At 39.5% G+C, this 13,830-nt stretch carries 12 protein-coding genes; 8 read left to right on the top strand and 4 right to left on the bottom strand.

Translation table 11 applies throughout. From position 1 onward, the window contains the following. Positions 1–41 precede the first annotated feature (41 nt). Complete coding sequence (locus tag ACOQO1_RS06170) at positions 42–1,772, top strand: hypothetical protein (protein WP_420601992.1); 1,731 nt, start codon at positions 42–44, stop codon at positions 1,770–1,772. Between the two features lie 11 nt (positions 1,773–1,783). After that, positions 1,784–2,443, top strand: coding sequence for an SCO family protein (locus ACOQO1_RS06175; protein WP_420601993.1), 660 nt, complete (start codon positions 1,784–1,786; stop codon positions 2,441–2,443). A 16-nt stretch (positions 2,444–2,459) separates the two neighbouring features. On the opposite strand, the gene ACOQO1_RS06180 is transcribed toward ACOQO1_RS06175, so the two are convergent. Further along, on the bottom strand, positions 2,460–2,942 hold the full coding sequence (locus tag ACOQO1_RS06180) for a nuclear transport factor 2 family protein (protein ID WP_420601994.1): 483 nt from the start codon (positions 2,940–2,942) through the stop codon (positions 2,460–2,462). Between the two features lie 70 nt (positions 2,943–3,012). On the opposite strand from ACOQO1_RS06180, the gene panB reads away from it, so the two are divergent. Together panB and ACOQO1_RS06190 are read left to right on the top strand one after the other, a co-directional pair. Next, complete coding sequence (gene panB / locus ACOQO1_RS06185) at positions 3,013–3,831, top strand: 3-methyl-2-oxobutanoate hydroxymethyltransferase (RefSeq protein WP_420601995.1); 819 nt, start codon at positions 3,013–3,015, stop codon at positions 3,829–3,831. A gap of 10 nt (positions 3,832–3,841) precedes the next feature. Continuing rightward, the gene (locus ACOQO1_RS06190; protein ID WP_420601996.1) at positions 3,842–4,543 is read left to right on the top strand and encodes an RluA family pseudouridine synthase; all 702 of its coding nucleotides are present in this window, start codon (positions 3,842–3,844) and stop codon (positions 4,541–4,543) included. On the opposite strand, the gene ACOQO1_RS06195 is transcribed toward ACOQO1_RS06190, so the two are convergent. After that, the gene (locus ACOQO1_RS06195; RefSeq protein ID WP_420601997.1) at positions 4,540–6,084 is read right to left on the bottom strand and encodes a hypothetical protein; all 1,545 of its coding nucleotides are present in this window, start codon (positions 6,082–6,084) and stop codon (positions 4,540–4,542) included. The genes ACOQO1_RS06190 and ACOQO1_RS06195 overlap by 4 nt on opposite strands. Positions 6,085–6,230: 146 nt before the next feature. Here ACOQO1_RS06195 and ACOQO1_RS06200 point away from each other — a divergent pair, with 146 nt between their 5' ends. Both ACOQO1_RS06200 and leuB read left to right on the top strand, forming a co-directional pair. Continuing rightward, positions 6,231–7,403, top strand: coding sequence for a 2-isopropylmalate synthase (locus ACOQO1_RS06200; RefSeq protein WP_420601998.1), 1,173 nt, complete (start codon positions 6,231–6,233; stop codon positions 7,401–7,403). A gap of 40 nt (positions 7,404–7,443) precedes the next feature. Continuing rightward, positions 7,444–8,562 (top strand): 3-isopropylmalate dehydrogenase, encoded by a 1,119-nt coding sequence (leuB, locus tag ACOQO1_RS06205; protein ID WP_420601999.1) that lies wholly within the window; start codon positions 7,444–7,446, stop codon positions 8,560–8,562. Here the strand turns inward: leuB and ACOQO1_RS06210 are convergent. Continuing rightward, positions 8,555–9,793 (bottom strand): peroxiredoxin family protein, encoded by a 1,239-nt coding sequence (locus ACOQO1_RS06210; protein ID WP_420602000.1) that lies wholly within the window; start codon positions 9,791–9,793, stop codon positions 8,555–8,557. The two genes, leuB and ACOQO1_RS06210, sit on opposite strands and share 8 nt — an antisense overlap. Positions 9,794–9,922: 129 nt before the next feature. Here ACOQO1_RS06210 and pheT point away from each other — a divergent pair, with 129 nt between their 5' ends. Further along, positions 9,923–12,343, top strand: a complete 2,421-nt coding sequence (gene pheT, locus ACOQO1_RS06215) for a phenylalanine--tRNA ligase subunit beta (RefSeq protein ID WP_420602001.1) — start codon at positions 9,923–9,925, stop codon at positions 12,341–12,343. On the opposite strand, the gene ACOQO1_RS06220 is transcribed toward pheT, so the two are convergent. After that, positions 12,344–12,883 carry a fasciclin domain-containing protein gene (locus ACOQO1_RS06220; RefSeq protein WP_420602002.1) on the bottom strand — a complete coding sequence of 180 codons (540 nt, stop codon included), beginning with the start codon at positions 12,881–12,883 and terminating at the stop codon, positions 12,344–12,346. A 225-nt stretch (positions 12,884–13,108) separates the two neighbouring features. Between ACOQO1_RS06220 and ACOQO1_RS06225 the strand changes: the two genes are divergently transcribed. Further along, positions 13,109–13,828: a hypothetical protein gene (locus ACOQO1_RS06225; protein ID WP_420602003.1), complete on the top strand. Its 720-nt coding sequence runs from the start codon at positions 13,109–13,111 to the stop codon at positions 13,826–13,828. The last annotated feature ends 2 nt before the right edge of the window (positions 13,829–13,830 follow it).

The raw sequence follows: 13,830 nt of genomic DNA on the forward strand, positions 1-13,830 counted from the left end.
TAGTCAAAATAAAGAGAAACTAACTAGATAACTTGAACATTATGAAAACAAAACTAAGCGTAGCCATGGCAGTGCTGGGAGCATTGGCAGTGGTTCACTTCTCATCAAAAAACAATTCTTCAAAAGTCTTAAAAAACTACCAGAAAGCATCTTTTAGCTTCATTAAATGCACCCCAACCACATATTTGCTGGAGGTAGTGGACTCCACACAGCAAATTGCCCCTCTTTTTGAAAATTTAGGGGACTTGAGCTACACAATTACAACCAATAATGAAAAAGCACAAACATTCTTTGACCAGGGTTTAAGGCTAACGTATGCTTTTAACCATGCGGAAGCCCATAGATCATTTATGGAAGCCTCCCGTTTGGATCCCACTTCGGCAATGACTTTTTGGGGACAGGCCTATGCTTTAGGGCCAAATATCAACGATCCCTTACCGCCGGAAGACCGTAAAATAAAAACAAATGAGGCAATGGCAAAGGCCAAAAGTTTAGCTTCCAATGCAACCGCTAAAGAAAAAGCCCTCATAAATGCCTTGACGACAAGATATAGTGAAGACCTGACCAAGGATGTGGCGGAACTCAACATGGCCTATATGGACGCCATGGCCAAAGTGCTGAAAGAGTTTCCAGAGGATGCAGAGGTACAGGTTCTTTATGCGGCCTCTGTCATGAACACAGTTCCGTGGAATTATTGGGATGAAGCAGGGAATCCTTCCCCTAACATTCCAGAAGCAAAGGCAGCACTTGAAAAGGCCATGGAGCTTAATCCAAATAATCCAGGGGCGCATCATTATTATATCCATATGGTGGAGTTACCCAAACCAGATTTGGGGGTTGCCAGCGCCGATAAATTGGGAGAACTGATGCCCGCAGCCGGACATTTAGTGCACATGCCTTCTCATATTTATATTAGGGTAGGGCGTTATTTAGATGCCGTAAAAGCCAATCAAGATGCAATTTTAGCAGATGAGGATTACATTTCCCAATGTTATTCACAAGGTCTATATCCTTTAGGATACTACCCCCACAATATTCATTTTCTATGGTCAGCCGCAAGTTTATTAGGCAATAGTGACATTGCCATCGACGCTGCCAAAAAAACCGCCGAAAAAGTACCGGTGGGCGAGTTCATAACCATGCCGTTTTTACAAGACTTCGCTTCTACCCCAATGTTGGCCTATACAAGATTTGGTAAATGGAACGAAATCCTTACCATTCCCGCTCCCAACAAGGATATTAAACATCTTAACTTGATAAGGCATTATGCTAGGGGAATGGCCTTTATACGAAAAGGAAACACTAAAGAGGCCCAAGAAGAATTGGATGCCATTGAAGCTCTAAAAAATGACCCTGAATTGGAGAATTTAGTGGCTACGGCGCATAATCCATCTATCAATTCTGCCAACATAGCCTATGAGGTTGTTGCAGGGGAATTGGCCGCATTGAACGGTGACACATCCAAAGCCATAAAACATTTGGAAAATGCCGTGGAATTTGAAGATGCTCTTACCTATACCGAACCCGCCGCTTGGCATATTCCAACAAGACAGAATTTGGGTGCCCTATTAATGAGTGCCAAAAAATATGAAGATGCGGAAAAAGTTTACCGAGAGGATTTGGATGTTTTGCGTCAAAATGGTTGGTCATTGATGGGCCTACATAACAGTTTGAAGGCCCAAGGAAAAATGCAGGAAGCAGAGGCCATTAAACAAGAATTTGATAAAGCCTGGGAACATTCGGATATTAAAATTGAAACCTCCATCTTATAGGAACATCACCAATGAAAGGGTTGAAAGAGTTAAGCAAAACCAGAATACCGGTAGTCATTTTGGCTATCGGTATTTTAGCTTTCATTTATTGGATGTCAAATAAAAATCAGGAACTACCTGTTTTTACTCCCAAAGATTTTCATCCAGAATTGGTTGATGCCAGTCTACAGAACATCTCTGTAGAACACACCATTGCCGATTTTACGTTGGTCAACCAGAATGGAAAAATTGTGACACAGTCAGATTATGAGAACAAAATCTATGTAACCGATTTCTTTTTTACTCGCTGTCCAAGCATCTGCCCTATCATGTCCAATAATATGGAAAAACTGCAAGAGATTTTCCTGAATGATGATGATGTAATGTTTCTATCCATGTCCGTCACTCCAGAAATGGATAGCGTGCCCATTCTAAAAGAATATGCCCATCGTAATGGAGTTATCGATTCAAAATGGAATATTACCACAGGTGATAAAAAACACATCTACAATTTGGCACGCAAAAGCTATTTTGCCGTAGTTGACCATGGTGATGGCGGTCTACAGGATTTTATACACACTCCCAACTTCATATTGGTGGATAAGAAAAAACAAATACGGGGAGTCTATGATGGCACAAATAATGAAGAAATGCTTCGATTAATTGATGATATCAAAATTTTATCCGAATAGTATTTCCAAAACCTAATTATTCTTCCAAACAACCCGCTCTGCCCCTGGTGTCAATTAAATAGATAATTTTCCATTCGCCATCAAAATTGACAAGCTGAAATGAATTGATACCACAATGACTAAAATTCCCGTTTAACCAAAACTCGTAGCCTACCCAAGCATTGGCCATAGTCCGATCTACTTGAATTGAAAATGAAGTCAACTTTTCTTGAAAACTTATGCTATCCGGAATGCTGGTAATTGAAGTTATCAGTTGTGAAAACTCTTCCGTTCTGAACATTGTTTTACCTTCCTTGTTCCTGCCAGTGGTTTGAAGCACCACCTTATCTGCCACCGTACTTTTTATTATAACCGAATCCTGTTTATGGAAACCATCAAAAAATGTTTCAATCACCTTTTTCACTTCTTGTTTAGAATCTATTTCAGGAGGATTGGGGCCTTGGGCCATAATTTGAACAACGGTGAACAATGATAATATTAAAGTGAGTTGTGCTTTCATTTTTTTATGTTTTTTGATTGAAGTACAAATTAAACAAATCTGCTTACTTTTAGCCATTAAAACAAACCTAATGTCAGTTGCCAAAAAAGAATACAAAAGGGTTACCGTTAAGTCTTTAATAGAAATGAAACAAAACGGTGAGAAAATTTCCATGCTTACCTCCTACGACTATTCCATGGCCAAAATAGTGGATGCCGCCAAGGTAGATGTAATCTTGGTTGGAGATTCAGCCAGTAATGTCATAGCTGGCCATGAAACTACTTTGCCCATCACTTTGGACCAAATGATATATCATGCCAGTTCTGTAGTAAGGGCTGCAAAAAGGGCTCTCATCGTTGTGGATATTCCTTTTGGCAGTTATCAAAGTGATTCCAAAGAAGCTCTACGATCCGCAATTAGAATTATGAAAGAAAGTGGCGCCCATGCCGTAAAGGTAGAAGGGGGTGCTGAAATCGAAGAGTCCGTGAGTCGGATTCTTCAGGCAGGTATCCCAGTGATGGGACATTTGGGACTTACACCTCAATCAATCTATAAATTTGGAACCTATACTGTGCGGGCCAAAGAAGAAGAAGAAGCACAAAAATTGAAAGAGGATGCAAAAATGCTGGAAGAGCTAGGTTGTTTTGGTATTGTTTTGGAAAAAATACCGGCAAAACTGGCCAAAGAGGTCGCGGAGAGCGTTTCCATACCCATAATAGGCATTGGTGCAGGAAATGGCGTAGATGGTCAAGTATTGGTAGTGCATGACTTACTGGGCATGACCCATGAGTTTAATCCGCGCTTTTTACGTAGATATATGAATCTATATGAAGATATGGGCAATGCCATTTCACAGTATGTTGATGATGTGAAGAGCAGGGATTTTCCAAATGAAGAAGAACAATATTAATCGCTGGTAGTTGTCAGGTAACAAACAACACTCCAATCCTTCCAATTTAGACGTCTTATACGAGGACAACCACTTGATTGTGGTCAACAAACGTTCTGGCGATATTGTACAAGGTGATAAAACCGGGGATATTCCACTAGGCGAAGTAGTAAAACAATATTTAAAAGAAAAGTATAATAAACCTGGAAATGTCTATTTGGGTGTGGTGCATCGATTGGACAGACCAACTTCCGGTATTGTGGTGTTTGCAAAAACTTCCAAAGCGCTTCCTCGTTTGAACAAACTCTTTTCCGAAGGAAAAACAAAAAAGACGTATTGGGCCGTTGTGGACAAAGTTCCCGAGGATGACAGTGGAACCTTGACCCATTGGTTGGTTCGCAATCCAAAACAAAATAAATCATATGCCCATAATAAGGAGGTTCCTAACAGCAAAAAAGCCATTCTGGAGTATAAGATTATTCATAAGCTTGATCGTTATTTCCTTTTGGAGGTTGATTTAAAAACAGGTAGACACCATCAGATAAGAGCTCAATTGGCCGCAATAGGCTGCCATATTAAAGGCGATCTGAAGTATGGAGCTGACAGAAGCAACAAAGATGGAGGAATACATTTGCTTGCAAGAAGTCTGGAATTTGAACATCCGGTTAAAAAGGAAAATATCGGATTTGTTGCACAACCTCCCAATGATCCTATCTGGAATGCTTGCGTTTAACGTGTAACGGCCAGTGCCTTTTCCCTAATAATTTCTGCCACGGGTCTGTTTTGTAGATGACTTTCCAACCAAGAGAGAATATCCAAATATAAAAATGCCCTTTTTTCATAAGGGTGGTTTTCATACTTTTTCAACTCATTATAAAGCTTTTGGAATTCATTTTTTAAATCACTTGGGTAAATATCTCCTAGACTACGCAAAAATTTAATCATCTCTTTTTGAACAGCGTGTAAGTCATTCATTTTCAACAAGAACTTGTACGTGCTTTTAAGCTGAACTTCCAAATGGTAATCCATTCCTGCCTCATAGTGGGCCACCAAACTCAACACCCTGGCAAAACACATAAGATCCTCTCTCATCTTAAGGTTTTTATTGGAAATGATTTTCTTCAGATAAACAATACAGTTTTTATTATCCCCATTTCCAAAATACAGACAGGCAATCTTGTAGTATAGCAACATTACATGGTGCTCATCAATCCTATCCTTATGTTTTTTGATTCCATATTCGATGATGTTCACAAGGTACAATCCCTTGCCAAAAGTCCCTTCCAAAAAATGTAGGTTCAACTTATTGGAGTTTATGTACAAAAATGCAAGCGAAGCGATATTATCGTTCTGTGGAAACTTGGAATTGCTGACTTGATTCTCCAATTTTTCCAATGTTTCCCTAAAAAGGGACCCATATTTAACAAAAAACAGCGACTCTAACAGGTAATGGTTACCCTTTAAAAAGAATACCGGATTCAAGGAAATCATTTCTTCATTGTCGTAGAAAAGGTCAACCCATTTACTGGCATATTTATACGATGACAAAAAATCCTGGGTCAACAAGCTATACCATAAATGCGCCTTATACAGCCACAATTTTTCCCTGAAGCCTAAATCTTCCAAATTGTAATCAGGTAAATGTTTTTCAAAATAGTTTTGCACATTTCGCAGATCCTCATCGTTGCGCACATAACCTACTTTCAACATCATACCATAAAGCTGTAAGGACAGATTGGAAAGTTTACTGGTCATCACATTATGTTCAGACAGTTCTTTTGCCTGGCGCGCCAGTTCTTCTGCCCTATCCGGAATGCTTCGTGTAATATATTGTGTTTCTATGATCTTTTCCAGCTCGACAATTTCATAGGCCACGTTCTTCTCCTCGTTTTCAATGGCAAAGTTTTTGGCCTTGTCCAAAATCTTCAAGCTTTGTTTGTACAATCCTTTCTGGTATAGAATTGTTGCAAAATCCAATTGCTCCCGTATTTGAACACGAATGTTTTGGTTTACAGGGTTTAATCGAAGGCTGACCAAAATCTGTTTATACAAGTGAGCCTTTAGATTTGAGAGTTGAGATTTCTTTACGATTCCACTATCCAAAATCTGCCGTTCGTCATACATGCGCATCTTGTCCAAAAGATTAAAAAGAGCTAAAAACTTGGCATCTGTATTCACCCCAAGACGACCAACATACAGTTTAAACTGACGCTTTTCTGATTTGGAAAGAGACTTAATCAATACGAACAAGGTATCCTTGTGGGCATTTGTCATCGTAAAAAATATAAATTAACTAATTGTATTTCAGAATATTACTCTATACGAAATACAATTTAACGTTGTAATGATTTTTGTCATTTTCTCATTCATATCAACTCCTACTCTATCTTTGTATAGTTTAGATAAAACTGACTATAATAATGGGTAAAGATAAGGTACAAATTTTTGACACAACGCTTAGGGACGGAGAGCAGGTCCCAGGTTGTAAGTTGGACACAAAACAAAAATTGGTCATTGCCGAACGGTTGGATGAACTGGGAGTTGATGTTATCGAGGCCGGCTTTCCCATCTCTAGCCCGGGCGACTTCAATTCTGTCCATGAAATTGCCAAATTGGTAAAAAATGCCACGGTTTGTGGTCTAACCAGGGCGGTTAAAAAAGATATAGAAGTTGCGGCGGAAGCCATAAAGATTGCCAAAACACCTAGAATCCATACTGGAATAGGCACTTCGGATTCCCATATAAAGCACAAATTCAACTCTACCCGTGAAAAAATCATTGAGCGGGCTGTTGACGCCGTTGCTTATGCCAAAACATTCGTGGAAGATGTGGAATTTTATGCGGAAGATGCCGGACGAACAGATAACGATTTCTTGGCTCAGGTCTGCGAAGCGGTTATCAAGGCAGGTGCTACCGTTTTGAATATACCAGATACCACAGGATACTGTTTGCCAGAGGAATATGGTGCAAAAATGAAATACCTGAGAGAGAATGTAACTGGTATAGACAAAGCTATTCTTTCTTGCCACTGCCATAACGATTTGGGTTTGGCCACAGCAAATTCAATTGCAGGGGTTATTAATGGTGCAAGACAAATTGAGTGCACCATCAATGGTATAGGAGAACGTGCAGGAAATACTTCTTTGGAAGAAGTTGTTATGATCCTGAGACAACATCCATATCTAAACTTGGATACCGATATCAATAGCAGACTCTTATTGGACACTAGCCAAATGGTTTCCCAAAAAATGGGAATGCCGGTGCAGCCCAACAAAGCAATTGTGGGGTCCAACGCTTTTGCCCATAGTTCAGGAATTCATCAAGATGGAGTTATCAAACAGCGCGAAACCTATGAGATTATTGACCCAAAAGATGTTGGTGTAAGTGAATCTTCCATTGTTTTGACCGCTAGAAGTGGTCGTGCCGCTTTGGCATATCGCGCCAAAAATGTGGGGTACGAACTTACCAAGCTTCAATTGGATGTGGTCTACGAAAATTTCTTGAAGTTTGCCGATCGCAAAAAGGAGATCATGGATGATGACATTCATCAAATCATTGAGACCAGTAATGTTTCCATTGAAAGTTTAGCATAAGCAGTGCCCGTTCCCCAATAAACTTTAAATTGTCCATTACATGAACCTGAATATAGCTTTACTTCCCGGAGATGGTGTAGGACCAGAAGTATTGGCTCAGGCTGTAAAATGTCTTCAAGCGGTTGAGGAAACCTTTAACCACGACTTTATTTACAGGGAGGCCCCTGTAGGTGCCTTTGCAATAGATAAAAAAGGAAGTCCATTACCAGACAAAACACTTCAGCTATGTAAAGATGCTGATGCTGTATTGTTTGGGGCAATAGGGGATCCGAAATATGATAACGACCCCAATGCCAGGGTTAGGCCAGAACAAGGTTTACTAAGATTGCGAAAAGAACTTGGCCTGTTTACCAATATCAGGCCCGTTAAGGTTTTCCCTACCCTAATAGAAAATTCGCCATTAAAAAAAGACATAATCTCAGGTACGGATTTCACCATTTATCGTGAATTGACCGGAGGAATATACTTCGGTGAGAAGAAATTAAATGAGGAGGGAACTGTAGCATCCGATCTTTGCGAATACTCAGAAAAAGAAATTTCGCGCATTGCACATTTAGCTTTTAAAGCAGCTAAAAATAGAAGAAACAAACTTACACTGGTTGACAAGGCCAATGTTTTGGAATCATCTAGGCTTTGGAGAAAGGTGGTCACAAAAATTGGGGAAAGTTACCCGGAAGTAACACTGGATTATCTTTTTGTGGATAATGCGGCAATGCAAATCATTCTCAATCCAAGCCAATTTGACGTGATTCTCACAGAAAATATGTTCGGTGATATCATTTCTGATGAAGGGAGTGTCATTGGCGGTTCAATAGGGCTATTGGCTTCAGCATCCGTTGGCGATGAAAGCGCCATGTTTGAACCTATTCACGGTTCCTATTCCCAGGCCAAGGGAAAAGATATTGCAAACCCCATAGCGTCAATTCTATCTGCCGCAATGCTTTTGGAACATTTTGGACTGTTTGAAGAAGCCATGGCCGTACGCGAAGCGGTTGACAAATCCCTTGAAAAGGGTATTGTAACTCCAGATCTAGACGCTAAAAGTCAATACGGAACCAATCAGGTGGGGGATTTTATCGCAGATAACATTGTGGACAGTGATGATGACTTCAACATCAATGACGAAAATATAGATTTGGGGAAATCAACCATTATTTAGCCTCAATTTCTTCCTGACTAAGCTGGTTTATAGTTTCATTGAACTCTTTTTTGAATTCTTCATATTTTTCACCGGTAGCGGGTCCATTGAATCCAGTATGTATTTTTTGCACCTCCCCCTTTTTATCAATATAAATTGTGGTAGGATAAGACAATACGTGGTTCAACATGGGAAGTTTCTCGTTCGCTTTTTGCTTGTTGGAAGTTCCATACTGGGCCAACAAAATGGGGTATTCTACCCCTACTCTTTTCTTTAGTCTCGCTATACCTTCCAAAGCCTTTTCCTGGGTTTTTGCATATTCGAAGGCCAGTGCCACAAATTCAATGTCCAAATCCGGATTTTTCTTTAAGAAGTCTACATAGAACTTTGTTTCATCCAAACAATTGGGACACCATGTTCCCATAATCTGAACCAGAACCACTTTATCCTTAAAACGCGCATCGGACAAACTCATGGTATTGCCCGTTATATCAGGAAAGGAAAAATCGAAGTGATCATAACCTTCTTTTAAAAATGTCAATGTATTGGCATCAGGGAGTTCAAAGGCATCATTGCGTTTGGCAATAAACTTTTCAACAGAGTGGTTTCCAGAATAAAAATAACCCAATAATGTACTATCCGTTGCCTGGGCTTTGAACATAAAAACGTGGGTGCCGTCAAAAGTTGAAAGTTTAAGTGTATCACCATCAACCACACCATCTAAATACCTATAATCGCCCGTCTTTGTCCTAAACGTGCCTCTTACCGTATTGCCGTTCTGCGCAAATATTCCTTTTGCAGGATATTCATCTTCCGTATTTACGTCAAAATACGTTTCCCAAACCCCAGAAATATTTATCTGGGCAGGGGCATGGATCTTAAATCGGTCCCGTTTGCCATAAACTGCAGAGAATGGCACAACTCGGTCCAAACTTTCTTTGATAAAGTCACCCTTTATTTCATTTTCCGTAAATGTGCCTACAATATATCCTTCAAAAACTGGCATTTGTATTCGTATGGAATCATTCTTGACCTCTATTTCATCCACGGTGATTACCTCATCAGAATTATACATTTCGATACTATACTCTGCTTCATCAGTTTTGGATAATTTAAAGTTAAAAGGGAGTACCTCACTTGGGGAAACATCCATTTTTGCCCACCAATCGCCAATTGTTAATTCCTTTTTTTCCTCATTGCAAGAAGAAAACAATATCAAAACCAACAAATACAAATACCAAATTCTTCTCATAAATTGAAAGATTTATCCTAAAAATAGAAAATAGAAGTCAAAACTTGCCATAAGTCGTTTACATAGCTCATTAATTACGTTGAATCTGTTGCCCTATTGTTTTATATTTGTCCACTTTAAATTTGGGGTATGAAGATTTCTTACAACTGGTTAAAGCAATTTTTGCAAATTGACTGGGATTCGCAAAAAACTGGAGAACTACTCACAGACTTGGGTCTTGAGGTTGAAGGTATCTCCAGCTTTGAATCAGTTAGAGGAGGATTGCAGGGTGTGGTTGTTGGGCATGTACTTACATGCGACAAACATCCAAATGCAGATAGGCTTAAACTAACCACGGTTGATGTTGGAGAGGAAACCCCTTTACAAATTGTTTGTGGAGCTCCTAATGTTGAAGCAGGTCAAAAGGTTCCTGTGGCAACCATTGGTACAACGCTATACACCAAAGATGGAGAAGCTTGGCAAATCAAAAAAGGTAAAATTAGAGGCGAGGTCAGTCAAGGAATGATCTGTGCCGAAGATGAGCTAGGTCTCGGAGAAGGACATGATGGTATTATGGTCCTGAGTGAAACTTTGGAGCCCGGCACTCCCTGCTCAAAAGTTTTTGAAATTGAAAACGACGAGGTTTTTGAAATAGGACTCACACCTAACCGTGCCGATGCCATGAGTCATTTTGGCGTTGCCCGTGACTTAAAGGCCGGATTGGAGCAAAAGGAAATCCAGAAAGAACTTGTAACTCCATCTACCAGTAATTTTTCCATTGAAAACCGTTCCTTAAAAATTGATGTTGAAGTTAAGGACAGTCAGTTGGCTCCAAGATATTGTGGTATTACCATTAGCAATCTAATTGTGCAAGAGTCCCCGGATTGGCTCAAAAATAGATTGAAGGCCATAGGCCTTTCTCCTATCAACAATATAGTGGATATTACAAATTATGTGCTTCATGAGTTGGGCCAACCATTACATGCGTTTGACGCAGCCAAAATAAAAGGCGGAAAAATTGAAGTAAAAACTTTGCCAGCCGGTACAAAATTCAAAACGCTGGACGAAGTTGACCGGGAACTCCATGAAGATGACCTGATGATCTGTGATGCCGAAAAACCCATGTGTATTGCAGGCGTTTTTGGTGGGATTTACTCAGGTGTTACGGAACATACCACGTCCATATTTTTAGAAAGTGCATATTTTGATGCTGTTTCTATCAGAAAAACGGCTAAGCGGCATGGGCTTAATACTGATGCATCTTTCAGGTTTGAAAGAGGTGTTGATATCAACATGACGGAGTATGCTCTAAAAAGAGCAGCTCTGTTGATATGCGAAATTGCCGGAGGTGACATTACCTCAGAAATTGTGGATCTGTACCCTAAAAAAGCTGATGAGCGTCAGGTCTTCTTGACTTTTGATAAAATCAACTCGCTGATTGGACAAGAAATTCCAAGAGATACCATCAAATCCATTTTGGCTTCTTTGGAAATCAAGGTGAACAATATCACCGAATCAGGGCTTGGGTTGACAATCCCAAGTTACCGCGTAGATGTTGAGCGCGAAGTGGATGTCATTGAAGAAATTTTAAGAGTCTTTGGGTACAACAACATTGATTACAAGGATAAACTCACTGCTTCCATCGCAGAATCTTCAAGGTTTGAAAACCATAGGGTTCAAGATCTTGTTGGAAATATGTTGGCTGCCCAAGGTTATTATGAAATCATGACCAATAGTCTTGTTGCCCAAGAAACCCAGAGTATCTTAAAGGATGAAGCCCACTTGGTAAACATGTTGAACCCTTTAAGCTCTGACCTATCGGTGATGAGGACTTCCATGTTATTTTCTGGTTTACAGACCATCAGCTATAACATTAACCGACAGAAAACGGACTTAAAGCTTTTCGAATTTGGTAAGACCTACCATAAGAAGGGTGATAAAAACCAAGAAAACCAGCACTTGTCCATGTTCATTTCAGGGAATCGTACTGAAAATAGTTGGGCGATACCTACACAGAAAACCGATTTCTTCTTTTTAAAAGGTAGTGTTGAGAATATTTTTGATCGTATCGGGCTCACGGATGTTACGGTTGAACCCTACAATGATGTTATCTTTTCAGAAGGGTTACGCTGTATTAAAAATGGCAAACAATTGGGTACCTATGGTTTGGTAAGTAAAGCCATGTTGAAGGAATTTGATGTAAAACAAGATGTGTTTTACGCGGATTTTGACTGGGATGCTGTATTGAACTATCTGAATACCCAAAACATTGTCTTTAAGGAAATTCCAAAATTCCCAGAGGTCAATCGTGATTTTGCTTTGCTGTTGGATGAAGGTGTATCCTTCCAACAGGTATACGATCTTGCATGGAGCACTGAAAAAAGTTTGCTGAAAAAAGTAAACCTTTTTGACGTCTATACTGGGAAGAATTTACCTGAAGGCAAAAAATCCTATGCGGTAAGCTTTACACTATTGGATGAGAAGAAGACCCTGACCGATAAGCAAATCGATAAGATTATGGCCAAGTTGTTGGCTAGATATCAAAAGGAATTGGGAGCGGAATTGCGCTAATTACATTTTAGAAGGTAAGATCACACTATCAATTTCGTGGATAATTCCATTTTTTTGATTCACATCAGCAGCGGTGATTCTTGCCGTATTTCCAATGGGGTCCGTTAAAACAATATCATACCCTTCCATATGAGCAACCAGTTTTTTTCCTTGAATGGTAGTAAAGCTAGCTTTTCCACTGCCCTTGCACATGGCTCTTAAAATTTTTGATGCTGTTAATCGGCCCGGTACAATATGGTATGTGACCAATGACTTTAAATCACTTTTATCCGTGGCATTGATCAACTTCTCCATTTTTGCGTTGGAAAACCTTTCAAAAGCGGCATCAGACGGAGCAAATACCGTATAAGGACCTGACTCATCCAAAATATCCTGCATCTCCGTTGCCTTTACCGCAGCAAAAAGTGTGGTATATCTGTTGGATTCAGTAGTATTTTGTAAACTGGGTTTTGTAGAAGATGTATTTGAATCTTGGGCAGAAACCAAAAATGTACACACTAAACATAGGCAAAGTAGGACTTTCTTGAATGGGGCTTTCATAGGTGTTCTAATCTTTGGGACTAACTCAATTTGTAAATCTTAAATAGTATGTTCTGACGATAAAGTGTCAAAATCTTCGATAAGATACACTTTTTTAGGAAAAACATGAGTATTTTTCTCAAACTGAAATCTATTTAACAAAATGTTAACATTTGTGTTTTTTGAATGATCCTAAAATGAAAATTGCAAATCATTAACTTTGAAGGAGTTGCCTAAATCTAGTTTATGATTTTCAGAAATACAGACATTGAACAAAAATTGCAACGACTGCGTGCAAAGCACACAATGGAACATCTGGTTTTGGAGGAAGTGCGAGATATTTTAGCCAATCATTCCGCTTCAAAAACCGAAATTGAAACTGGATTACATTCAAAAATCCCCTCGGAATCCAACGACTTCAATTTGGACCTTTTACAAACCTCTAGGATCTATCACTTAGATCAAATCAAAAAAACCTGCATTGACTATAGACTCCGCTTTTTGGACAGTCACTATTTTAAGGGAGTCATTCCAGAAAAAACAGTTTCAGAAATTCAAAAGCTGGAAACTTCCCATAATATCAAAATCAAGGGGTTTAAAATTATGGCACCTTCCAAGCTTTTTAAATTGGAAGATAAAGACGACCCCCTACTTTTTGCCCCAATCGGAAATGGGTATTATTACTTGATAGACAAGTGGGGCAATGATTTGCATCCCTTTCGGAAAATGCTGGTCTGGCCTTTTAAGAACATCGTAAACCTGCTGTTCTTTACCCTGTTGGTCAGCTATTTTGCTACGCTCCTGATTCCAGATGGGTTGTTTTCTAAAAACAATTCTACCGCGCAGTTTTGGATTCTTTACTTTTTTATGTTCAAAAGTATTGCGGCTGTCATCATCTTTTACGGTTTTGCCTTGGGCAAAAACTTTAATCCCGCCATTTGGAACAGTAAATATTTTAGGGCATAAGC

Source organism: Flagellimonas sp., from assembly GCF_965222555.1.
Taxonomy (GTDB): domain Bacteria; phylum Bacteroidota; class Bacteroidia; order Flavobacteriales; family Flavobacteriaceae; genus Flagellimonas.